Origin of the sequence: Leptospira chreensis (genome assembly GCF_016919165.1) — a bacterium.
Classification (GTDB): Bacteria; Spirochaetota; Leptospiria; order Leptospirales; family Leptospiraceae; genus Leptospira_A; species Leptospira_A chreensis.
This window is the reverse complement of sequence record NZ_JAFFPS010000008.1, coordinates 11,842-34,212: the sequence shown is the minus strand read 5'-3', so window position 1 is coordinate 34,212 and position 22,371 is coordinate 11,842. Positions and strand designations below refer to the sequence as shown.

The following is a 22,371-nucleotide window of genomic DNA, read 5'->3' as shown; positions in this document are numbered from 1 at the left end:
TCCCTTCCCTAAACGTTTTCAATGGTCTCGAACTTGATTTTCTTTTTGTTCTTCGAGAATTCATCTTCGTAATCAGAGATATCCACTTCCAATCCTTCGGAGTCTTTGATAATGATATCAAGAGCTAGTCCTCGGAGTTCTTGTACAAGAACGTTGAATGATTCTGGAATTCCCGGTTTGATCGAGTGGATTCCTTTCACAATTGCTTCGTAAATTCTTGCACGTCCTAACATGTCGTCTGACTTGATAGTAAGTAACTCTTGTAAGGTGTGTGATGCACCATAAGCCTCAAGAGCCCAAACTTCCATCTCACCGAGCCTTTGTCCCCCGAACTGCGCCTTACCACCGAGTGGTTGTTGCGTAACAAGTGAGTAAGGTCCAGTAGATCTTGCGTGAATTTTATCATCCACCAAGTGGGCCAGTTTCAACATGTAGATATAACCGCAGAATACTTGGTTGATGAATTTTTCGCCCGTTCTTCCGTCGTATAACTGAAATTTGCTGTTTTCCGGTAATCCTGCTTTTTTGCAGAACTCGTTTACGTCACCTTCGGTTGCTCCGTCAAAAACTGGGGTTTCAAAATTGATTCCGAGTTTTTTCGCAGCGAAACCAAGTTGGGTTTCGAAAATCTGACCGAGGTTCATCCGTGAAGGAACTCCCAATGGGTTTAGCACGATATCAACAGGAGATCCGTCTTCCATGTATGGCATATCTTCTTGTGCCATCACTCGAGCCACGACCCCTTTGTTTCCATGTCGTCCCGCCATCTTATCACCCACGAGGAGTTTACGTTTACGAGCTACATAGACTTTCACCATTTCTTCCACGCCAGCAGCGAGTTCATCGCCAGTTTCACGGGAATAACGTTTGATATCGATGACAGTTCCTTCAAAACCGTTTGGCATACGAAGTGAGGAATCCCTTACTTCTTTTGCCTTCTCTCCAAAAATGGAGTGTAAAAGTTTGTATTCTGGAGTGAGGTCAGTTTCACCTTTTGGTGTTACCATACCGACAAGGATGTCTCCTGGTTTTACTTCGGCACCCACACGGATCACACCGGACTCATCCAAATCACGGAACGCTTTGTCCGAAAGGTTTGGAATGTCACGAGTGATTTGTTCTTGTCCGAGTTTGGTTTCCCGAGCTTGGATTTCGAATTCTTCAATGTGGATCGAAGAGAAAACGTCGTCTTTGATGATTCGTTCAGAAATTAGAATCGCATCCTCAAAGTTGTAACCTTCCCAAGGCATAAATGCAACAAGAACGTTACGTCCCAGTGCCAAATAACCAGCATCAGTGGATGGACCATTCGCAAGAACAGTTCCTTTTTGGAGGATTTGACCAAAGTCACCGTATTTTTCACCTTTGATGATTTGTCCGGCAACTGGTGCTCCAATTCCTAAGTCTTGGCCTTCTTTCACAACGGCCACAAACTGAACTTCTTCCGAATGGAAAAGTTCGTGTGTTTCTTTTTCTCCGTTAGGAGAAGTAAGTTCCACACGTTCCTTGGATACTTTACTTACCTTTCCACCAGTGGTTGTGTGTAACATAGCCACGTTTGGTTTTTGGTTAAAACAAGTTCCTTGGTTGGTTTTTTTGAATTTAATGAGTGGGTAATGAACAATCTCTTTAGATTGGTCTTCTTTGATCCAAACACCTGTAGCATCTACTTTCGAAACCACACCGTCTTTTTTCGCAACGATACAAACACCTGCGTCATAAGCCGCACGAGCCTCCATACCAGTTCCTACAAACGGAGCTTCTTCCGTGAGTAATGGAACCGCTTGGCGTTGCATGTTGGAACCCATAAGTGCGCGGTTCGCATCATCATGTTCCAAAAACGGAATGAGAGCCGTAGACACAGACACTACTTGGAGTGGTGCCAAATCCATGTATTGGATTTCTGCTGGGCTACGGAAAGGAAAGTCCCCTCTATGGCGAGTGGAAATGAGTTTGGAAGTGAATTCTCCCTTATCATCTACAGTCGAATTCGACTGTGCCATGTAATGGTATTCTTCTTTGTCTGCAGTGAGATACTCGACTTGTTTTTGAACTTTACCGTTTTTGACAAGGCGGTAAGGAGTTTCAATAAAACCATAATCGTTGACCCTTGCAAAACTAGACATGGAAAGAATGAGACCAATGTTTGGACCTTCCGGTGTTTCAATTGGGCACATACGGCCATAGTGAGAATAATGAACGTCACGAACTTCGAAACCTGCTCTATCACGAGAAAGTCCCCCAGGCCCAAGTGCGTTTAACCTACGTTTGTGAGTAAGTTCAGCAAGTGGGTTTGTTTGGTCCATAAACTGAGAAAGTTGTGAGGAACCAAAAAATTCATTGATTACAGCAGTGATTGGTTTGATCGAAATGAGAAGTTGAGGAGTTTGTTGTTCCGGCTCCTGAACTGTCATTCTTTCTTTGATCACTCGTTCTACCCGAGAGAATCCGAGTTTCAATTGGTTAGCAATAAGCTCACCAACAGAACGAATCCTTCTGTTTCCTAAGTGGTCAATATCATCCGGGTAGTAGTTCTCCGCTTCTGACATAAGCATCACTAAGTAACGAACTGTTTCAATGATGTCATATTTACGTAGTACTCGATCTTCTGCCTTAGCAAAGTCTTTCGGATTATTGAATTCGAATTTACTATTGATTTTGTAACGACCCACGATTCCTAAATCAAAAGTTTTAGGAGAGAAAAAGAGGCGTCGGAGTTCCGCTTCTGCGTTTTCAATCGTAGAAGGCTCCCCTGGTCTCATAATTGTGTGGAATTTTTTTACTGCGTCTTCGTAGTCGTTGACACCGTCTTTTTCCAAACAGTTGATAAGAACTGGGTTGTCTTTTCCTTTCGGAAATTCAATGACATCCACATCTTTTACCTTCATTTCACGAAGGATGGAGATATTATCTTCGTTGATTTTGGAACCGGCATCGAGCATTACCTCTCCGGTTTCCATGTTGATGATATCAGCGATGGTTCGGCGACCAATCAGACGTTTGAGGTCTTTTGGATTCGCACCAGCGATCTTCATTTTAGAAGATCCGTAGAACAAACGAAGTACTTCTTCGTTTGTTCCCATACCCATAGCTTTTACAAGTAAGGTAGCTGGGAATTTTTTCTTACGGTCGATTTTCGCAACAAGGATTCCCTTATTGTCCATCTCGAATTCTAACCAAGAACCTCGGTATGGAATGACCCGAGCCGAGAAAGTATCTCGCACTTGGTCGTAAGAAAAGAAAATACCAGGTGATCTATGCAACTGGCTAACCACTACCCTTTCCGCACCATTGATGATGAAAGTTCCGTGGTCTGTCATCACAGGAAGGTCTCCCATATAGACAACTTGCTCCCGGATCTCTCCGGTATCTTTAATGATGAGTCGAATGACTGCTTTTAAAGGAACAGCAAAAGAAGAATCAGTGTCTTTGCACTCTTGTGGATCGCGTTTCGGCTCTCCCAAGATATAATGGCCATATTCCATGACCATATCGTTGTTTGGCGATTCGATTGGGAAGGATTCGCGAAATACCGCTTCCAACCCTTGGTTCAAACGTTTCGTCGGATCTTTCACTTCCGACTGGAGAAACCAATCAAAGGATTTTTTCTGTACGTAGATAAGATTAGGAAGTAAATTGAGGTCGGTAATTTTACCGAAATTTACCCGGTTTCTAATTTGCATTCGGGTATGCATGGAATACTCTCCCTAGAGACGTCAAAATAATAGATGGTATGATAAACGAAAAAATAGAGGTGGGGACGCCTACGGCCTCCCTGCCTCTAAGTTTTTGAAGACTGGGTTTAAAAATTGGCAACCGATTAACCGGCAGCAGCAACTTCTACTTGAGCCCCAACACCTTCGAGTTTTTTCTTAATATCAGCAGCTTCGTCTTTAGAAACACCGTCTTTCACTGATTTTCCACCAGCTTCAACAAGCGTTTTCGCATCTGCCAATCCAAGACCAGTGATTTCGCGAACGAGTTTAATAACGTCGATCTTTTTGTCACCGTGTGCTTTCAAGATGATATTGAAAGTAGCAGGCTCTTCAGCAGCAGCTGGACCACCTGCACCCGCAACCGCCGCTACCGCAACTGGTGCAGCAGCAGAAATCCCGAATTTGTCCTCCATCTTTTTCACTAGATCAGCTGCCTGAACCAGTGTAAGACTTCCAATTTGTTCTAATAGCGCGTCAACAGACATCTATATTCTCCTTATCCTACTAATCACTATGATTACTAATTGCCGTTTTTCTCGGCTACAGCATTGATGGCGCGTGCCAATGATGCCATGATTTGATTGATTCCAGAAGCAATTTGTGTTGCAGGAGCATTGACCCCACGAGCAATTTGCGCAAGAAGTTCTTGTTTGGACGGAAGTCCAGCAATCGCTTCTACTCCAGATTTACCCAAAACTTCCCCGTCCATATAGCCGGTTCGAATTTCGAGTTCCTTCTTATCTTTTGCAAAGTCCTTACAAACTTTCGCTACTGCTGGAAGTGCATCCAGAGAGAAAATAGCTGCAAGAGGGCCTTTGTAAATATCTCCAAAATCAATGGAGTTATTTTTATGTTCAGAAGACTCTTTTAAAGCACGGAGAAACAGGTTATTTTTGATTACCTTCATCTCCGATCCTTCTTTGCGAAGTTTCGCACGAAGGTTAGACATATCTTCAACAGTTAAACCACTGTAAGATGCTAAAATGAAATTGGGTCTTTTTTCAAGACGACCTTTAAGTTCCGCTACTGCTTCAATTTTAGATGAATTTGCCATTGTTCTTACTCGTTATATGTTCGCGTTTACTAGTTCTTTCACATCGACTTTCACGCCGATTCCCATAGTTGCCGCAACAGAGAAAGACTTCAAATAATCACCCTTCGCATCGGAAGGTTTGTCTTTCATAAGTGCTGCCACTACTGCATTGATGTTGTCAGAAAGTTTATCATCAGAGAAGGAACATTTTCCAACCCCTAAGTGAACCACTCCCCCTTTGTCAGGGCGGTATTCAATTCGGCCGGCTTTTAGTTCTTTTACTGCTTTTGATACATCAGTAGTCACTGTTCCTGCTTTTGGTTTCGGCATAAGACCTTTACGGCCAAGAACCGGACCTAGCTTTCCTACTTCCTTCATCATATCAGGAGTAGCAACGCAAGCGTCAAAATCAGTCCAACCACCAGCAACTTTTTCAATGAGATCCATATCTCCTACAAAGTCAGCGCCCGCTTCTTTTGCTTCGTTTTGTTTGTCTCCTTTGCAGAAAACCAAAACTTTGATTGTTTTACCAGTTCCGTGTGGAAGAGAAATTGTTCCTCTAACGTTTTGAAGAGACTTATAATTGATTTTAGTCGAAATCTCTAATGTTCCATCGAATTTGGAAAAACTAGTAGCTTTTGCCAAACCGACTGCATCGCCAAGGGTATAAGCCTTTGTGCGATCGACTTTCTCTTTGAGTTGGATATACTTTTTGCCGCGTTTCATGACTTCAGTTCCCGTTTCCTATGATTACTCGACGTTTACACCCATGGAACGACAAGTTCCAGCAATGATGTTGATTGCTGCATCCATATCGTTCGCATTGAGGTCTTCCATCTTAGTTTTTGCAATTTCTTCTAGTTGAGCTCGTTTGATTGTTCCCACTTTTACAGTGTGTGGAGTGGCAGATCCACCCTGTAAGCCAAGCGCCTTCAATACAAGAAGAGCCGCTGGAGGAGATTTAGTTACGAATGTAAAACTTCTGTCAGAATAAACAGTGATTACTACAGGAAGTTTGAGTCCCATTTGAGTTTTTGATCTCTCATTGAACTGTTTACAAAATTCCATAATATTGAGTCCGGCTTGACCAAGAGCGGGACCTACTGGAGGAGCTGGGTTTGCTTTCCCTGCTTCCACTTGGAGTTTAATTTGTTTTACTACTTTCTTTGCAGCCATCTCGTTATAGTTCCTTACTCAAATCAATCTATCAGTTCTATTGTTCCGATTTTACTTGGAGGTAATCCAACTCTACAGGAGTGGATCTTCCGAAAATTTCTACACGAACGCGGAGTCTTCCTTTATCAGGGAAAATTTCATCCACAAGTCCTGTGAAATTAGCAAACGGACCATCTATAATTTTCAATGTTTCGCCCACTTTGAATAGGAAACGAGGTCTCGAAACTTCTTCCGATTCCACACTTCCCACATCACTGAAGAGGTTTTTGATCTCATCAAGTGAAAGTGGCTCCGGCCCTTTTCCTTTTCCGCCTACAAACGTAGACACAGAAGGTAAGTTCTGGATTTTAAATCGAAGGTCATCCGTCATGTTCATCTCAACGAGAACATAACCCGGCATGAGTTTTTTCTTAGTAACCTTCTTCTTGCCGTTTTTCATCTCGGCAACTTCCATTGAAGGAATTTTTACCGCGAAAATTTGGTCTTCCAGCTTTTGTTGTTGGACCATCTTTTCAATGTTTGTCTTCACCTTATTCTCGTGTCCGGAATAGGTCTGAAGCACATACCATTTTTTATCTAAAGAATCGCCCACTTCCCTACCTATGTTCCTAATGCCCAGAACCACTTTAACAGTTTCAGGAAAACAAAATCCGAAGCTGATAAAAATAGGGAAAAGATAAATACTGTAACTAGGACTACAACGGTAGAACTCACCACTTCTTGGCGCGTAGGCCAATGCACTTTTTCAAGTTCTGCTTTACATTCCTGAATGAAACTCGTAGCTTTCATTGATCCTTGTCCTGTTCTCTAATTCTATATATTCTGCAGTATCTGGCAGGGCTGGAGAGAATCGAACTCCCACCAAGGACTTTGGAGATCCTAGTTCTACCATTAAACTACAGCCCTAAACAAGCCCTCTACCAGGCTTGAACTGGTGACCCCTTCCTTACCATGGAAGTGCTCTACCACTGAGCTAAGAGGGCAAACGTTTCCCACCCAAGCGCGGGTTTCCAAGCAAGGCTAGGTTTTTTACACTATTTTAAATGAGGCTCTTTGGTCAATGGAAAATGAGTTTATTTCATGGAAATGGAGAAAAAACAAGAAAAACAGTGAATTTCCCTTGAGATTTTAGTTGTGGATTTCCCCGTTCGATAATAGAACCATGTGGGAACAATCCCCGCTTTAAGGAATGATTCGTGGCGAAACCATTTATAGAATTAGAAACACAAATCCCTGATTTGGTAAAGGCAAAATCCAAAATAGTCGTCCGTTCTTCGCGGATGAATCGCCAACTAGAACAATACGTCCTTGGACTCATCACAAACATTCTTGCGGAAGTGGGACAAACCCAATTTGTGGAGATGCTTTACACCATCTCCAAAGAATTAACCATCAACGGAATCAAAGCCAATCAAAAACGAGTTTTCTTTGAAGACGAGGGACTCGACATCACTGACGAAAACGACTACTTCCAAGGAATCAAAGACTATTCCAAAAAGTTTTCTGAGAAGATGGCTGATGAATATGGAAAACGATGCCTCGCTCGTGGTGTCTATGTCCAAATCAAATTCCACTACTGCCCCGATGGCCTCCTTGTAGAAGTTACAAACAACACTCCCGTAATCAAAACCGAAGAAGCCCGGATGCGTGAAAAAATGAAAAAGTCCATGAACTATAACGACATCGCCGAGTTCTATATGGACAATATGGACAATACGGAAGGTGCGGGTCTTGGAATTGCTCTGATTATGATCCTTCTGAAAAATGAAGGAGTGGACCCTAACCTATTTCGAATCATCACTCATTCCGACAGAACGGTCGCTCGTGTAGAAATTCCATTTAACGACAATTATGTGTCGTTTCGAAGTGCGGAACTCGCAGAAATCTAACAAAATCAAACCCCGATTTGAATAGACCTCATGTTCGCCATTTTCGAAACTGGTGGACATGGAATTAAAAGGTGCAAACATTCTCGTCACCGGATCGGCCGGTGGACTCGGAAAGGCAATGGCTTACCGCTTAGGAAAGGCCGGAGCCAATATCATTCTCTCTGACATTCAAAAAGACAAACTCGACGAAACGGTCGCCCTCTTCCAAAAAGAAGGAATCAAAACGACGGGTATCATCGCCAATGTGGCCAAAGAAGAAGACAGCATCCGACTGATTGAGGAAGCGGTAGCTTTCCAAGGAAGTCTCGATGTGGCCATTTTGAACGCTGGAATCTTAAGAGACGGGCTTCTCATCCGCGTGGACAAAGAAACAGGAAAGGTCAAAGGAAAGATGGGAATCGACCAATGGCAATCCGTCATTGATGTGAATTTGACAGGTGTTTTCCTTACGGCAAGAGAAGCAGCGGCAAAGATGGTAGAACAAAAAAAGGGAGTGATCATTCCCATCGCATCGATTGCTATGCACGGAAATTCAGGACAAACCAATTACAGTGCAGCGAAGGCCGGAGTGGCGGCAATGACAGTGACTTGGTCCAAAGAACTTGCCAAATTTGGAATCCGAGTGGCAGGGATTGCTCCCGGTTTTATCGGAACGGAAATGGTCTTAAAAGATATGAACCCAGAAGCATTAGACAAATGGAAATCCATCATCCCTGTGGGACGACTAGGGGAACCAGATGAAATTGCATCCACTGCAGAGTTCATCATCTCCAATGATTTGGTTACCGGTGTTGTTTTAGAAATCTCCGGTGGAGTTCGAATCTAACTTCGATTAATCACTTTGCCCTCGGTTGCCGCCGGGGGTGTTCAAAATTTATTGCATGGCTTTGTCATTTTTTTTACAAACGAAAAAAATTTCGTAGGTAAATACAGGATAGATTCGTCATAAGGATATAACGGAATTCTTACTGATGAAAATAAAAACTGAACTCACTAAACAACAATTGGAACAAGCCATTAAGGGGATCCAAGGGATCGCCCACCCTATCCGCCTTTTGATTCTTTATACCCTAGCCAAAGAAGAAAAAACAGTCGGACAGCTTGTTGAATTGTTAGGAACGAGCCAATCGGCTGCCTCCCAACACTTAAGTAAGATGAAAAACAACGGAATCTTAGAATCCCGCAAATCATCCAACCAAGTATTCTATAGTTTGAAAGATCCAAAGTTCAAAGATTTGATCCAAACCATTGTCAAAGTGTATAAAAAGTAAACACTAGTTCTTTTCTTCCACAAGGAAACGAACATACTCTCCCACTGAATCCCGGAGGTTGGTATAACCAAAGGGATAACCCGTTTGCCCTATCTTTTCCATTTCCGCGCAGGTATAGTATTGGTATTTGCCTTTTAAGGAATCAGGCATATCCACATACTCAATGTTGACGGGTTTACCCATGGCAGCGAACAAAGCGTTCGCTAGTTCATTCCAAGTTTCCGCAACCCCTCGTCCCACATTGTACAATCCGTACTTTCGTTCACTGCAAAGATAAATACTAATTTTACTGGCATCCTTTACATAGAGAAAGTCTCGTTTTTGTTCCCCGTCTTTGTATTCCGGTTTATAGGATTTGAATAACTTTAATTTCCCTGTATCGCGGATTTGTTCATAACCTTTCAAAACAAGGCTACGCATATCTCCCTTATGTGCTTCCCCATACCCAAAGACATTGAAGTATTTGAGTCCAATGACTTTGTCAGCGATCCCCGTTTTTTTAGCATAAAGATCAAATAGTTGTTTGGAATACCCATACATATTTAACGGTTTTAAATTCTCAATAGGAGCTTTGTCGTTGTATCCAAATTCTCCTTCCCCATAAGTAGCCGCACTCGATGCATAAAGAAAGGGAATGTTTCTCGCGACGGCAAACTCAGCCAGTTTCTTCGTATAATGGAAGTTATTTTGCATAAGATAGGTAGCATCTTTTTCTGTTGTGGCAGAACAGGCACCTAAGTGATAGATTTCCGAAATTTCATTGAAAAGAGAATGTCCCGCATCCAAAAGCGATTCGAATTTATCTTTCTCATAATAGTCTTGGAAAAAGTTTCGTTGTAGATTTTTCCATTTCTCTGTAGTTCCCAGATGGTCCACAACCAAGATATCCGTATTCCCATTGTGATTGAGATCTTCGATGATTTGCGAACCGATGAGACCCGCACCGCCAGTGACTAAAGTTAATTTTTTTGCCATGTCTTCGTTTTAGTTTTTATAACCTTTCGTTTCTTACCATTCACTTTTTTTACAAAGAAGAAAAACAAATGCGGATCCAAAAGAATCCGATTACATGAAATCAGAGGAAGTCAGACCAAGTCGATCATCCTTCCAAATTTCTCGTCCACTTGTTTGACCGTTTCCGAAAGAGGAACCAGAACTTCGGGAATCCAAGGTTTCATCCGGCAATCAAAGACAATGGGAACTTCATAAGCAATATGGTTTTGTTTGGTTTCCGTTCTGGCATAAACGTCGGAGGCCGGTTCCATTCGGGTAAACATAGTCCAGATAAAATCCGAATCAGTTCGCACAGAATCTTCTGCATCATCCACAAGGAATACATAATGGAAACGACTTAAGTCTTCTTGCAATAAAGCCAGTGCCAAATGATCCTCTTTAACATAAGCTGAACCTTTCACCACAAGGACTCCTGGCAAAAACACTTTCGGATTTTGGAAACGTTTGTCTTTGAAATTTCCAGAAAATTCCTTCGGTAAGTTGGGATACTTTAAAGAGGCATTGGCTTCCGTGATTCCCATCCAAAGCATCTTACTTCCCTTGTTCACCGTTCCACTGGTATAATCCAAAGTATCTTGGCTGATATGGCTAAAGATAAAAAAATCAGTTCTTGGATCACATCTTTCTGTAATGACTCTGAAGGTTTCCGAAAAGTTTTTAAGATTCACTCGTTCGTTTGTCACAAGTAAACATTTGGTAAGAGACAACTGCCCTTCTCCCAGTATCCGAAGAGCTCCCATAAAAGCTTCTCGGAAATAGCGTTCTTTCACGACAGCTGCCGCCAGGGAATGAACCCCTGACTCTTCGTAAGCCCAAACACCTAGCACCTGTGGCATAACAAGTGGAAACATAGGAGAGAGTAAATCTTGTAAGAACTCAGCTATGTAGTGGTCTTCTTGGGGAGGCCTTCCCACAACAGTGGCGGCCCAAATCGCATCCTTTCTGTGTCGGATATGGGTTAGGTCCAAATAGGGATAGTCGTGTAACAACGAATAGTATCCGTAGTGGTCTCCAAAGGGACCTTCCGGTTTTCGAAGTTTAGGAGGAATGGTTCCGATCAAGGCAAAGTCAGCATCAGCAATAATGGGATATGGGGAGACCGCTTTGTCCTTTGTCATTCGAAGTTTTTCTCCCATTAAAAAGGAAGCAAAAACAAGTTCGGGGATTTCTTCGGGAAGAGGAGCGACCGCAGCAATGGTGAGTGCCGGAGGTCCGCCGATGTACACATGGGCCGGGAGGGCTTGGCCATTTTTTTCGGCCTCATAATAATGGAATCCACCACCCCGATGGATTTGGATGTGCATCCCTACCGTCTTGTCACCGAAAAGTTGGACACGGTACATTCCTAGGTTTCCATTTCCTGATTCTGGATGTTGGGTATAAACCAAAGGGAGGGTCACAAAGGCTCCTCCGTCTTTGGGCCAAGAAACCAGTTGGGGTAAGTCATTTGTCGAGAGAACGCTACCAGAGAGCACAGGAGCTCTTCTCACTTGTTTTAAACCCACTTGGAAAGGCAAAAGCCCAAGGGAACGTTCTTTCCAAAGTTTAGAAAACCGGGGCGGGAAAATTTCTTTAGCAAGTTTGGCCAGACGCTCTATGGTTGCGACCGGCTTTGGCCCAAAAGCCAAATGGATTCTCTTTTCTGATCCATAGAGATTGGTCGCCACCGGAAACTTAGTTCCTTTCACATTGGTAAATAAGAGGGCTGGGCCTTTTTTGGCGACCACACGCCTTTGGATCTCTGCTAGTTCCAAATAAGGATCCACAGGATCGGAAACTACATGGAGCTCTCCTTCCTTTTGCAAAAGTCGGACAAAATCATTGGTGGATCGTAGTGAAACCATAAAAAGGAATAGACGGCTCCTTGTTTTCTTAGATGCTCTAGGGCATAAATTCTATGTCCCAAGAACCAAATACCACACAACCAATCATTACCGATATCAAAAGAATTGCTGTCTGCGGAGGATCTTTAGGAAGAGAGAGGCGATCTTACGTCAGAGGACAGGTGGTGGATGTAGGGATTACCGATCTAATGAAAGCCGAAGGGCTTTGGGATCTTATGACCGGACTCTTTATTGGAGAAGAAACAAAAATCACCCCCTTTCTCGATTTCTCTTTGGCACCGGTCAGAAAACCCGTATTGAAATTGGAAGTTTTCGATTTGGCCGGAAACAAAATCTATAGTTCGGGAAAAATCAAAGCCGATGAGGATGGATTTTTTTCCTGTGAAATCAGGGACAAACTTCCCGTAGGATCTCATGACTTCCAAGTGATTCTAGAAGGTCTGGATAGTTTTCGTCAATACTCCAAAGACTTAGCCCATCTCAATTCCACAGAAGATTCCATTTTAGGAAAGACTACCATGGTGGGTAAGGGCAAACTCCGTATCCTTTCCGAAGACTACAAAGGACTTGTGGTCACATCCGATATCGACCAAACGTATTTGGCCACCGACATCCATTCGGGGAAGGGAAAGTTCACAGCCGTCTTTGAAACACCGAACCAAAAGCAGGCACTGCCGGGAATGCCAGAACTGTATAGGGAACTTAGAACTTCCCTCTCGAACGCCCCACTCGCTTTTATTTCCGCAAGCCCTCACTTCTTTCGCAGAACCATGCTTGCGACCATTGCCAAAGACAATATCCAAATCGAATCCTTACATTTAAAATACTTAGAAGGAACCATCAAAGGTGTTTTCGATAAAGTGCTCGGTACGATTTTTAATCCGATCGAATTTTTACAAAATGGATTCAAACCAGCTTGGTCTCGGACTAAAAAATTCTTAGGTGCCTCCTACCAAAGTCTCTTTGACCAAATGTCCTATAAACTTTCCATCCTGCTTTATGACCGGATCTACTTACCCATAGAATCCAAAGAAATTCTACTCGGTGATAATACAGAATCTGATTATATGATCTTCACTCTCTATCAAATCATCTGTATGGGAAAACTGACTGGAGATGAATTAGAAGAATATCTTTATAAACTAAATTTCCTTGGTCGTGATGCGATCACAAGGGATGCCGCCAAAAAAATTCGTTTGCTTGCGGAAGAAATCCATAGAATTCACGGAAACGTAAATCCAGTTAATTTGAGTATCATCAATCGAACGGGGCATGGACCGAGCGAACAGGAAATGCGTGAAAAAGTTAAGGACGCACTTCCGGCGGGAATGTATGAGTCCGTATTTGGGACCAACCAAGCATTTTATGGAACGGAAGGTGCAATAGGAATGGCGTTGATTTTGGAATCCGAAGGTTATTTTACCATCGAACAAAATCTAGCTGTGGTGGCGGGAATGATTGGAAAGGTGTTAGAGGGGAAATTAGTGGACGAAGGGTTTCTGTTAAAGCTACTTGAGGATTTGACAATCCCCAAAGCAGCAGAAGGAGCAAGACAGAAACTAAAAGAAGGTCTTGTTTCTGCCTTTAAGTCTTAGAACTTTACAATACATAAAGTTCTTTAGAACTTTGTTTAATCTTGAAAGCGGCTTAAATAATAATAGAAAAACAGTTTTTTCTTAACGCTTAAGCTTACGAGATTGATGAACACAGGAATGATCAAACACAGCCAAATGACAGCGGTGGAGAAAGTCCCTTTGGGGATAAAATCAACAGCAACCATTTGTTTGATGATCAGGTAAGGAAAAAAGGAAAGAAAGGTTAAAAACAAAGAGACAAGCACCCTTTCTTTGGCATTTCCTTTTACATAATAAAACGTATTGGTAGAAATATCAAACCGGGCCTGGGTCCATTCCCTGATTTTTAAAAATGGTTTCTCGATCACAAGATAACTGACAAGAGCAATGATCGTTGAGATAAACAAACTGATAAAGGATGCTTTAAACAACCTACCCACATCGTTATTTTCTACGATTTTATGATCGAGTACGGTCAACATAACCGTTGCATTCACGAGCATATGAACCAAATAAATTCCGTAGCTGAGTTTCCCGATGAATACTAAAAATGGGTTCGCTAAAAACCAAGAGATTTTCGAAAAGAATCCCCCCACTGACCCAAAAACAATCACAAAAGCAAAAAAGGAATAAAAACTAATTCGATAAACAATAAAGTATTCTTTTGCTTCCGAAAATTCTAATGTACATACATAACAAAAAATCAAAAACAAAACAGTGAAAATACTAAAAAAAGCAGTTTTGAGTCCCTTAATTTCAGTGGAGATCTTACTGGACCTCCAAAGCTCCATCAGCAAAATTCCATAAACAAAGGGTTCGAAATGTGTATGAATGGGATGAAACAATGTTTGTACATAAATATCAAACGATTCAAAAGTAGAATTTTGAAAATAATAATAACGAATGAAATTAGGAAGTAAAAGAAGTAGAATTAAAAAAACAAATTTCTGATTTCGATTGGCAAGAACTTTTGTATAAAATAAAAACACAATGGGCATAGCCAGATAGAATTGTTCTTCCATGGAGAGAGACCAACCATGCACCATAATACGGTTTGGAAAATAATTAGAAATATAAGCTAAGTCCGTCCACCAAAAAGAAAGTTTTAATTTTAAACCAACAATTCCTTCGGCAAAGGTGGAAGCTCCTTCCATTTCTTGGCTTTTCTTTAAGACTCCTGCCATAATGAGAAGCGTAATCGACAAGATTACATAGAATGCCGGAAAAATTCGCAAACTACGTTTGATTACAAAGTTTTTCCAACTTTCCAGAAAACTCGCTCTTTCCAGTTCTCTTGAGAAGGAAGTAGAAACCAAAAAAGCACTAATCACAAAAAACAAACTCATCAAAAATTCGACATTCTGCGCGTTGTTCAAATAGGGAGCATAATGACTGGGAAAGGCATCAATGGAAAATGCAAAACAATGAAATAGGATTACCAGATAACAGCTAAGTGCACGGATCCCGTACAACTCATTTATTTCCTTTTTGTTTTTCTTAAAAATTTCTAAAAAATATTCTTTCATAATGATACGATATTGGCATACTGTCTTGATAAATCGTTAGAAAGCAATCGATTATTCATACAAACCGAGTTGAATTTATTAAAGGTTGGAAGGAAATTTCAAAAGAATGAAAAGAAGTCATAGTAAAATTAGAAGTTGGATCCTTTGGATTTTATTGATTCTTGCCGTTTTCTATTCTATTGAATATACCCAACCGCGTTATTCATTATTTCAAGACAGCCACGACAAAGCAGTACAAACCTACTCCATTTGGCAGAACCATTTTTTGTCGGACAATTTGTATTATCCTGCGAAAGCTTTTGATCCTGAATTAGAGTTTTTTCATCTGACTAAAAACTTATACATACAAAATAACAGGAACTTAGTCAGCGCCTTTCCCATTCAGTTTGCTTATTTAATGGCACCTTTCCTTTCAATCCTACCAGTTTCGTTTCTGGCCTACACATCCCTACTATTTCTAGCATTTACCTTTTTGATCTTAAGAAGGTTTTACCATTTTTCGATTCTACTCATCGCCATTTCATTTTTTACCACTTTTCTCTGGCCACTCAGTTGGGAGTATTCTGAATTCCCTTTGTTATTTGCCTTCTCCACAATCTCTTTATATCCTTTCTTAAAAAAGAAACGTTCAGTAAACTTTCAATTTTTAAGCGGAGCTTTCCTTGCTTGGAGCATCATAGTCAGGCTAGACACAGTCCCATTTTATGGCATTTTTTTCCTTAGCCATTTCTACTTTTACATAAAAAGAAATGGGTGGAACAAAATCCAAAGTTATATAAAAACCTATTTAGTATTTTTGATTTCTACTGTAGTCTTTCTCATTTTTTATTTAAGCATCAATCAAATCCTGTACGGCCATTTTCTGGGTACACGATTTCTAGCCAATGCTAACGGATTTTCGGCTGGGTTTTCGGAACGATTGCAGTGGTTTCAAAGTTTATTATTTTATTCAGATAGAAAGCTTGGTTTTTTTGGATACATCCCGTTCGCATTCGTTTTGCTGAGTATTTATTGGTATAAGTTCAAAACCATTTCTGATTCCAAAAAAAATCTCCTCATCGCCACAACGGTAACACTTGTTGTCATACCTTTCCTTGCTCCCAATGACGGATTCAACAACTGGGGGCCAAGGTTTTATACGGTTTTAATTTTCCCTTATCTTTTACTTTTGAAACCATTTGTTTCCTATTATTATCATAAGAGAAAACCATTGTTCTTTTCTTTTTTACTTACCTTTGGCCTCTTTACCTTTTCTTTGGGTATCCTTGGTGCCAAATTACAAAAAGCAAAAACAAACTTAGAAAAAAAATTCACTCCGATCCTAACGGAAATAAAACCAGATATCCTCGTATTTCAGGACTACCTAAATTTATACACCAGTGGAAGTTATTATTTTGATCATACGGTAATTGTTTCCTATACATCCGATCTCAATTCTAAGTTATTGGATCGCATTGTTACTACAAATCACAATGCCAAAATTGCATTTATCACTTGGAATCCAGATTTATTTTCGAAGGAAATGAAAGAAGCAATCAATGAAGATAAACGGAAATCGGGTTACCGTATCTCCGAATGGGATGAAATGAAACTAGAAACTCAAATGCGATTATTGACCAATGATTTCCAAATTCTAGATCGGCAGACCTATCGCATTTGGGTGGGAACAGTGAAATCTAAATAACAAATCAAACCATAAGCGGAATATTAATTTATTTCCGCTTAAGAGATGTTCCGCCTTTTACAAACTCAACCACATACAAAGGTCGCCCTTTGGATTCTTCAAAGATACGAGCGATGTATTCCCCTAAAATTCCAATCGAAATTAAAATGGATCCACCAATCAAACAAATTAGAGTCACAATCGTAGCCCATCCTGGGTTATACACGATTGGCATTTTTAAAATAAAATGTTGAAAGGCACGAAAGAGTGCATAAACCCCAACTCCAAAACCAATGATGGCAACAACGATTCCTAAACCCAAACTAAACCTTAATGGTAAAGGCGAAAACGAAACCGCAGCATTCATCGCTAGTTTTAACATCTTTTGCAAAGGATATTTTGTTTCACCTGCGACACGTGGGTCACGATTGTAATATACGGGGGTTTGTGGAAACCCAATCCAAGCATTCATTCCTCGCAAAAAACGATGATTTTCACGAAGTCCATTCAATGCATCCAAACACCTTCTTGAGATTAGGCGAAAATCACCAGAATCTAAAGGAAGATCTTTATGAACTAAAATTTTCATTACCCGATAGAAAACCCAAGCTGTTGTTTTCTTAAAAAACGATTCTCCGGAACGAGCAAGCCTTTGGCCATAAACGACATCGTATCCTTCTCGATACTTAGCTAACATTTCCAAAATAACTTCAGGTGGATCTTGTAAATCAGCATCCATTACAACTACGGCATCTCCCTTCGCATAATCCATTCCCGCAGTCACCGCAATTTGATGGCCAAAATTTCTAGAAAGACTCACAACGTGGATTCGTGAATCCACTTTAGACCAATCCACTAATTGAAAAATGGTTTCGTCTGTACTACCGTCATTGACAAAAATAATTTCTGTTTTCATAGAAAGTAGTTTCAAGACTTGCGTTAATCTTTCTTTTAAAAAGGGAAGAGCCGACTCTTCGTTATAACAAGGGATGATGATGCACAAAAGATTCGGATTTTTTCTTTCTTCTAAATAATATTTCATAAAACTTCCAATTTATATAATTCACAATCTGTTAGGAATCAATTCCATCGCATGGTCTAGCGATTCAGATCTAAAATTTATTTTGATTTTTTGTATTCCTCAACAGTAAATCCATAAAATAAAGACTGCCCTGATTTTTCCATAGCAACCGAAGGAGGTAAACCGACTCCATTCCCACCTAAAAAACGCTTTGTTATACAAAGTTTGGATTGTAAAATTTCAGAATCGGACCCAGTAAGAATTGGTGAAAATTCATTATGACCTTCCCATCGCAAATACAAACCAAGATATTCCGGGTACGAGTCTACTAATACAACAGGCGGTTGGCAGTGGTTTGTCACAAACTGAGCCGAGCCTCTCCAATCTTCCTTAAATACAAAATAGTAGTTCTTTTTGAAATCAAGAAGGGAGAATAAAGTCAATAAAATCAACGCTGCAACGACATACCAACGATGCAAAGAAACCTTCAGGTGATCTGCCACAAAATAATAAACCAAAGGAAGAGTTACGATCCAATTCCGATTGGTAACAATGGGTTTGAATAAGGAAAATAAGCTAGTGGAAATCACAATACAAAAGGCAACAAGAAGGATCATCCGTGAAGAAGAAAACGTTTGTTTTGGATCGCTAGATTTTGTGTCTCGAATGTCCTTCCCTATCCAATAGATGAAAACTGAAATCGGAACAATCGCTGTTAGAAATAGAAACTTCTTAGAGGTATAAAAAAACAGGGAATAATAAGTGCGATATAAAACCCAATTCGGTGGATCGATCCAACTAGCAGTGGCAATTTTGGAGCCACTAACCAGTTGGTATAAAAAAGGAATAAAAGCAAATAAGGTTAAAATACCAAGAATAAAAATATACCTGGCTTCTATATCTCTGTTCCAAAAAAAACGCAACCAAAACACAAAGTATAAAGTACCAACAAAAATAAACCCGAACAAATGAACGTAAGAGATCAAAATAGAAGCGAAGATCAAATAAAGAAAACGAATCCTTCTATTGGCTTTAATTTCTAAATTAATGAATAAAACGAGTATAATAGAGGATAGACAAAGTAATAATGAATACGATCTAACTTCCTGCGCATAATAGATCGCACCGGGGGAAAGAGAAAGTAAGAATAGAAAAAGAAATCGTTTTGGTTTTTCCCAAGAGGAAGTCAAAACCCAAAGTATCAATAGATTCAATATTGAAATAAAAACGGGAAACAATTTCACAGAATATTCAGTGAAGTTTGGCGTAAACCGAATCCAATAAGAAAGTAAAATCTGAAACAAAGGTGGATGCGGATCCTCTGCAAGATAGGCCCAAAAATCAGACCAATTAGAAAGAGAAGACGCATATACAGAGTATAGTTCATCCCCCCATAAACTTTGGCGGTCCAATTGATAGAATCGCAAAAAAATCCCAATGGCCAAAGCCAAAAGGATTCCTATTTCGAATCGATATTCACGTAATTTAGAATTGATTTGGTTCACTTTTTCTCCCAAAACATAAGTCGAAACCCAGCAATTTCTTCATCCGATATTTTTTGAAAATATTTAGATTCAATTTCGTATTTAGTATCGATCCAATTTTCATAAAATTCCTGAGTTACATTCTCATCTTTCGGCGGTTTAAAATTATAAACAAATACTTGGAATTGTTTTATTCCAGAATTTACAAACTTTGATTCCAAAGCAGCAAACTCTGTTTGTCTATTGGCAATCCAATGTGGTTTTTTCAGAAACGAATCAGAAATGAGTAACAAATCAAAAGTGCTTAAATGGACAACCGGTGCCTCTGGATATTTTTCTAATTTTTCCTGAAACACGTCGTGGTATTTTTTTACATAATCGATGGTTTTGAAATTTCGCCTAACATGGTAAACCCCAAATCCAATTTGTAACAATACCAATAGTAGGATGATCTGACGTTCCTTTGGAAAGCTGACTGTAGAGAGCAACGAAATGACAAAAACACTAAAGATAAAATAGGAAAACTCAGTAAAACGAAGGCCTAAATACAACCCACCCGATGAATACGGGCTCAGGAATACAACACTAAAGAACGAAAGTAGTGCTGATACTATCATTAATTTTTGCAATCGCGATAGGTTCAATTTCAAAAATGAATAAATAATCAGAGCGACAATCGGTAAACAATAGAATAAAAAACCAATACGGTTGGTATCTCCAAAGAAAAATTCAGAAATCAAATGAATTCGCTCGATTAAAACTAATCTAGAAAAATCGTTTAGACTTACCTTACTTCTTACTCCAAGAACCTCTTGGAATGCGGAATAGTTATAATATCCAAATAAAACCAATGCTAAGCTGAATCCCAAAACGAGAGGATAGTATTTTCTTAAACAACTAAGGAACTGATTTCGATTGTAATAGAGGAGAACCAAACCAAGGAATCCAATATATATGATCGACTCGGAACGTAAAAAAACAGAAACACCACCGCAAAAACCCAAAAGAAAATCAAGAGGAAAGGAAACAGTTTTGTTACTTTCCAATCGAAAAACGGAATAAAAAAATGCAAGGAGAAGTATATGAGATGGAACACTCTCTGAAAACTCAATGGCACTCGAGATACCATAGCCGACTAAAAACAAAAGCCCAGCTAAGGTCAAATGATCGACTTTCTTAATGTTAAAAACGGAACGTAAAAACAAAACAAAGCCAAAACATAAAAGCAGATAGAGAAAAATTATAATCGAATTTAACGCACGATACGGAATGGGGAAAAGTGAGAAAAATTGAGCAAAAAAACTCGGATACTGAAAAACACAAGTCTTCTGACCATTGGAATCCGTTGAAAAGTATGTCCATGGATAACGAAATGGATAAAATCGAAGCTCAGAATCGAAGTCACTGTATTTGGAATAACATTGATGGGAGTTGATCCCCCTTTCTTTATATTCAATCGTTTGATACAGCTTAATTTGTGAATCGGATTGCATTAATGGACCAAGTCCGCTATCCCACCCGATTCGTTTGAAAACCAAAAACCCAACACAGAAAACTAAAACAAAAATAATAACTTCTTTTTTAATCATTTTTTCTTGAACTTGATTTACCCAATCGAGAACTTTCTTCATTTATGTTGCTCCAAAAGAAAACCTTTGAAGTGAGCCAAAGAATGTTCCGATTGAATTTTGTATCGCACAGGTTTTAGTTCAAAGTTGATATCGAATTTTGCTTTCCAGATAGCAGAAGGAAATTCTTCATTTACAAGTTGATTCCCTTCCCATTCTAAATACAATATTCTCTTCTTTTGATTTCCCAAAACAGTTTCCACTTTTTTCCAATCTTCATTGGAATAAACAGCAACCTGAGGGTATTTAGTATAACTATCACCAACCAGATAAGACAAAGAAAGTCCGCGTTGGACAATTAAGTCAGGTTTTAATGTTTCAATTTGTTTCATCACCTGATGGTATAATTTAGCAGAAGATGACCATTGTTTGATGGCTCTAGAATCAGATTTATAAGAGAAATATACAAAAGGTAACAGAATCAGAAAATAAGAAACACTCGCATCTCTTTTGCTTAGGGATAGAAAAACACCCATCATCAAAAGATAAACGCCACTCTCATAGTAACGCATTCCGAATATATCAACACCCGCTCGGTACGGTGATAGAATTGGTAAAAGAAATACAAACAACAAACCCGATAACAGAAATGGAAAAATTTCCGATTTCCTCTCCCACCATAATGCGATGAGACCTAAAAATAAAACTGGGTATCCTTTAAATATTCCAATTTTGAATTCATTCCCCCAAAGATCCGCTACCCATTCCTTAACAAGTTGCCTTTGAATGGCTCCTGATCCCATATCAGTCACTGTATTCAAACCTCGCATTCCAAGGATGTGACCATATGTCTGATGATTCCAAAGAAAGAATGCTAATTGTAATCCAAAAGAAAGAATGATATAAGGGATGAGGTTCTTCGTTAACATCCATTTGTCCTTTTCCAAGCTAAAGGCAATTCCTAAAAAGAAAATGAGTGCGATTGTGGATTCAGGACGAAGTTGAAAGTTAAATATAACGGAAACCGCAAGAAGGATTCCATAACGAAAACCTTTTTCCTTTTGGAATTCCAGAAATGACAGTATAGCGGAAAGAAAGAAAAAATTGGTTAACGTGAGTTCAGAATAATCTAAGGCAGAGAGAAATACTGGAGTGAGAAACTGGATAAAAACAACAGAGATCAGTAAGAGGTATCCCCTCTTCTCGTACCTACCCAAAATGCGATCCAAAAGATAAAAATTAAAAAAGAAAAATAAGAGGGGAATGTATGTTATCCATTTCTTGGATGAAATGGTAATGATCAGTTTCTGGATCCAGGTAAACAATACCGGGTATTGAAATACACAATTTCCATCTTTCAAAAAGAAAGCCCATGGATAACCAAAAGGGATCATAGAAACATCGAATCCCAAATCTTTGGCTGGGAAATAACATTCCCAAGCGGAACCACCTTCAAGGCTTTGGATTACTTGGTAGTATTTAATTTCAGGATCACTAGAAACAAATACAGTATTGTCATTCCACTTCCATCGATAGAAAATGGGAATCAGTAGAAGGAGAAAATAGATAAACAGCCTTCTGGGAAAACCCAT

19 protein-coding genes and 2 tRNA genes are annotated in these 22,371 nt (G+C 39.8%); 5 read left to right on the top strand and 16 right to left on the bottom strand.

The window, feature by feature from the left end; genetic code table 11:
• Nucleotides 1-8 precede the first annotated feature (8 nt).
• The 9 genes from rpoB to JWG41_RS01810 all read right to left on the bottom strand — a co-directional run bounded on the left by rpoB (nucleotide 9) and on the right by JWG41_RS01810 (nucleotide 6,908).
• Nucleotides 9-3,695, bottom strand: coding sequence for a DNA-directed RNA polymerase subunit beta (gene rpoB / locus JWG41_RS01850; protein WP_205268283.1), 3,687 nt, complete (start codon nucleotides 3,693-3,695; stop codon nucleotides 9-11).
• A 125-nt stretch (nucleotides 3,696-3,820) separates the two neighbouring features.
• Nucleotides 3,821-4,201 carry a 50S ribosomal protein L7/L12 gene (gene rplL / locus JWG41_RS01845; protein ID WP_002983005.1) on the bottom strand — a complete coding sequence of 127 codons (381 nt, stop codon included), beginning with the start codon at nucleotides 4,199-4,201 and terminating at the stop codon, nucleotides 3,821-3,823.
• Between the two features lie 35 nt (nucleotides 4,202-4,236).
• Nucleotides 4,237-4,770, bottom strand: a complete 534-nt coding sequence (gene rplJ, locus JWG41_RS01840; protein ID WP_205268282.1) for a 50S ribosomal protein L10 — start codon at nucleotides 4,768-4,770, stop codon at nucleotides 4,237-4,239.
• Nucleotides 4,771-4,782: 12 nt separating this feature from the next.
• Nucleotides 4,783-5,475 (bottom strand): 50S ribosomal protein L1, encoded by a 693-nt coding sequence (gene rplA, locus JWG41_RS01835; protein WP_002974044.1) that lies wholly within the window; start codon nucleotides 5,473-5,475, stop codon nucleotides 4,783-4,785.
• A 24-nt stretch (nucleotides 5,476-5,499) separates the two neighbouring features.
• Complete coding sequence (gene rplK / locus JWG41_RS01830; RefSeq protein ID WP_205268281.1) at nucleotides 5,500-5,925, bottom strand: 50S ribosomal protein L11; 426 nt, start codon at nucleotides 5,923-5,925, stop codon at nucleotides 5,500-5,502.
• Between the two features lie 37 nt (nucleotides 5,926-5,962).
• Nucleotides 5,963-6,517 carry a transcription termination/antitermination protein NusG gene (nusG, locus tag JWG41_RS01825; RefSeq protein ID WP_002973653.1) on the bottom strand — a complete coding sequence of 185 codons (555 nt, stop codon included), beginning with the start codon at nucleotides 6,515-6,517 and terminating at the stop codon, nucleotides 5,963-5,965.
• An 8-nt stretch (nucleotides 6,518-6,525) separates the two neighbouring features.
• A complete protein-coding gene (gene secE / locus JWG41_RS01820; protein WP_002973751.1) occupies nucleotides 6,526-6,714 on the bottom strand; it encodes a preprotein translocase subunit SecE in 189 nt (62 codons plus the stop codon).
• Between the two features lie 43 nt (nucleotides 6,715-6,757).
• Nucleotides 6,758-6,831, bottom strand: a tRNA-Trp gene (locus tag JWG41_RS01815).
• A 5-nt stretch (nucleotides 6,832-6,836) separates the two neighbouring features.
• A tRNA-Thr gene (locus JWG41_RS01810) sits at nucleotides 6,837-6,908 on the bottom strand.
• Nucleotides 6,909-7,121: 213 nt separating this feature from the next.
• Between JWG41_RS01810 and JWG41_RS01805 the strand changes: the two genes are divergently transcribed.
• The 3 genes from JWG41_RS01805 to JWG41_RS01795 all read left to right on the top strand — a co-directional run bounded on the left by JWG41_RS01805 (nucleotide 7,122) and on the right by JWG41_RS01795 (nucleotide 9,085).
• Nucleotides 7,122-7,814, top strand: coding sequence for a histidine kinase (locus tag JWG41_RS01805; protein ID WP_205268280.1), 693 nt, complete (start codon nucleotides 7,122-7,124; stop codon nucleotides 7,812-7,814).
• 58 nt (nucleotides 7,815-7,872) lie between these two features.
• Nucleotides 7,873-8,640, top strand: a complete 768-nt coding sequence (locus JWG41_RS01800) for an SDR family NAD(P)-dependent oxidoreductase (RefSeq protein WP_205268279.1) — start codon at nucleotides 7,873-7,875, stop codon at nucleotides 8,638-8,640.
• 145 nt (nucleotides 8,641-8,785) lie between these two features.
• Nucleotides 8,786-9,085, top strand: a complete 300-nt coding sequence (locus JWG41_RS01795; protein WP_100790775.1) for an ArsR/SmtB family transcription factor — start codon at nucleotides 8,786-8,788, stop codon at nucleotides 9,083-9,085.
• Between the two features lie 3 nt (nucleotides 9,086-9,088).
• On the opposite strand, the gene rfaD is transcribed toward JWG41_RS01795, so the two are convergent.
• Both rfaD and JWG41_RS01785 read right to left on the bottom strand, forming a co-directional pair.
• Nucleotides 9,089-10,060, bottom strand: coding sequence for an ADP-glyceromanno-heptose 6-epimerase (rfaD, locus tag JWG41_RS01790; RefSeq protein WP_205268278.1), 972 nt, complete (start codon nucleotides 10,058-10,060; stop codon nucleotides 9,089-9,091).
• Between the two features lie 110 nt (nucleotides 10,061-10,170).
• A complete protein-coding gene (locus JWG41_RS01785) occupies nucleotides 10,171-11,943 on the bottom strand; it encodes a UbiD family decarboxylase (RefSeq protein WP_205268277.1) in 1,773 nt (590 codons plus the stop codon).
• Nucleotides 11,944-11,996: 53 nt separating this feature from the next.
• Here JWG41_RS01785 and JWG41_RS01780 point away from each other — a divergent pair, with 53 nt between their 5' ends.
• Nucleotides 11,997-13,538 (top strand): phosphatase domain-containing protein, encoded by a 1,542-nt coding sequence (locus JWG41_RS01780; protein WP_205268276.1) that lies wholly within the window; start codon nucleotides 11,997-11,999, stop codon nucleotides 13,536-13,538.
• Between the two features lie 35 nt (nucleotides 13,539-13,573).
• Here JWG41_RS01780 and JWG41_RS01775 read toward each other — a convergent pair whose 3' ends face one another.
• Nucleotides 13,574-15,043: an acyltransferase family protein gene (locus JWG41_RS01775; protein ID WP_205268275.1), complete on the bottom strand. Its 1,470-nt coding sequence runs from the start codon at nucleotides 15,041-15,043 to the stop codon at nucleotides 13,574-13,576.
• Between the two features lie 106 nt (nucleotides 15,044-15,149).
• Here JWG41_RS01775 and JWG41_RS01770 point away from each other — a divergent pair, with 106 nt between their 5' ends.
• On the top strand, nucleotides 15,150-16,727 hold the full coding sequence (locus tag JWG41_RS01770; RefSeq protein WP_205268274.1) for an LA_3751/LA_3752 family putative glycosyltransferase: 1,578 nt from the start codon (nucleotides 15,150-15,152) through the stop codon (nucleotides 16,725-16,727).
• 28 nt (nucleotides 16,728-16,755) lie between these two features.
• Here the strand turns inward: JWG41_RS01770 and JWG41_RS01765 are convergent, their stop codons facing one another.
• The 4 genes from JWG41_RS01765 to JWG41_RS01750 all read right to left on the bottom strand — a co-directional run bounded on the left by JWG41_RS01765 (nucleotide 16,756) and on the right by JWG41_RS01750 (nucleotide 22,371).
• Nucleotides 16,756-17,748, bottom strand: coding sequence for a glycosyltransferase family 2 protein (locus tag JWG41_RS01765; RefSeq protein WP_205268273.1), 993 nt, complete (start codon nucleotides 17,746-17,748; stop codon nucleotides 16,756-16,758).
• 77 nt (nucleotides 17,749-17,825) lie between these two features.
• Nucleotides 17,826-19,232, bottom strand: coding sequence for a dolichyl-phosphate-mannose--protein mannosyltransferase (locus JWG41_RS01760; RefSeq protein WP_205268272.1), 1,407 nt, complete (start codon nucleotides 19,230-19,232; stop codon nucleotides 17,826-17,828).
• A complete protein-coding gene (locus tag JWG41_RS01755) occupies nucleotides 19,229-20,842 on the bottom strand; it encodes an LA_3751/LA_3752 family putative glycosyltransferase (protein WP_205268271.1) in 1,614 nt (537 codons plus the stop codon). Before JWG41_RS01755 ends, JWG41_RS01760 begins: the two co-directional genes overlap by 4 nt.
• Nucleotides 20,839-22,371, bottom strand: coding sequence for an LA_3751/LA_3752 family putative glycosyltransferase (locus tag JWG41_RS01750; protein ID WP_205268270.1), 1,533 nt, complete (start codon nucleotides 22,369-22,371; stop codon nucleotides 20,839-20,841). Before JWG41_RS01750 ends, JWG41_RS01755 begins: the two co-directional genes overlap by 4 nt.

Coding starts and splice junctions, on each gene's coding strand:
- rpoB (WP_205268283.1), bottom strand. CDS start 3,695: ATGCATACCCGAATGCAAATTAGAAACCGGGTAAATTTCGGTAAAATT.
- rplL (WP_002983005.1), bottom strand. CDS start 4,201: ATGTCTGTTGACGCGCTATTAGAACAAATTGGAAGTCTTACACTGGTT.
- rplJ (WP_205268282.1), bottom strand. CDS start 4,770: ATGGCAAATTCATCTAAAATTGAAGCAGTAGCGGAACTTAAAGGTCGT.
- rplA (WP_002974044.1), bottom strand. CDS start 5,475: ATGAAACGCGGCAAAAAGTATATCCAACTCAAAGAGAAAGTCGATCGC.
- rplK (WP_205268281.1), bottom strand. CDS start 5,925: ATGGCTGCAAAGAAAGTAGTAAAACAAATTAAACTCCAAGTGGAAGCA.
- secE (WP_002973751.1), bottom strand. CDS start 6,714: ATGAAAGCTACGAGTTTCATTCAGGAATGTAAAGCAGAACTTGAAAAA.
- JWG41_RS01800 (WP_205268279.1), top strand. CDS start 7,873: ATGGAATTAAAAGGTGCAAACATTCTCGTCACCGGATCGGCCGGTGGA.
- JWG41_RS01795 (WP_100790775.1), top strand. CDS start 8,786: ATGAAAATAAAAACTGAACTCACTAAACAACAATTGGAACAAGCCATT.
- rfaD (WP_205268278.1), bottom strand. CDS start 10,060: ATGGCAAAAAAATTAACTTTAGTCACTGGCGGTGCGGGTCTCATCGGT.
- JWG41_RS01785 (WP_205268277.1), bottom strand. CDS start 11,943: ATGGTTTCACTACGATCCACCAATGATTTTGTCCGACTTTTGCAAAAG.
- JWG41_RS01780 (WP_205268276.1), top strand. CDS start 11,997: ATGTCCCAAGAACCAAATACCACACAACCAATCATTACCGATATCAAA.
- JWG41_RS01775 (WP_205268275.1), bottom strand. CDS start 15,043: ATGAAAGAATATTTTTTAGAAATTTTTAAGAAAAACAAAAAGGAAATA.
- JWG41_RS01770 (WP_205268274.1), top strand. CDS start 15,150: ATGAAAAGAAGTCATAGTAAAATTAGAAGTTGGATCCTTTGGATTTTA.
- JWG41_RS01765 (WP_205268273.1), bottom strand. CDS start 17,748: ATGAAATATTATTTAGAAGAAAGAAAAAATCCGAATCTTTTGTGCATC.
- JWG41_RS01755 (WP_205268271.1), bottom strand. CDS start 20,842: ATGAAGAAAGTTCTCGATTGGGTAAATCAAGTTCAAGAAAAAATGATT.
- JWG41_RS01750 (WP_205268270.1), bottom strand. CDS start 22,371: ATGGGTTTTCCCAGAAGGCTGTTTATCTATTTTCTCCTTCTACTGATT.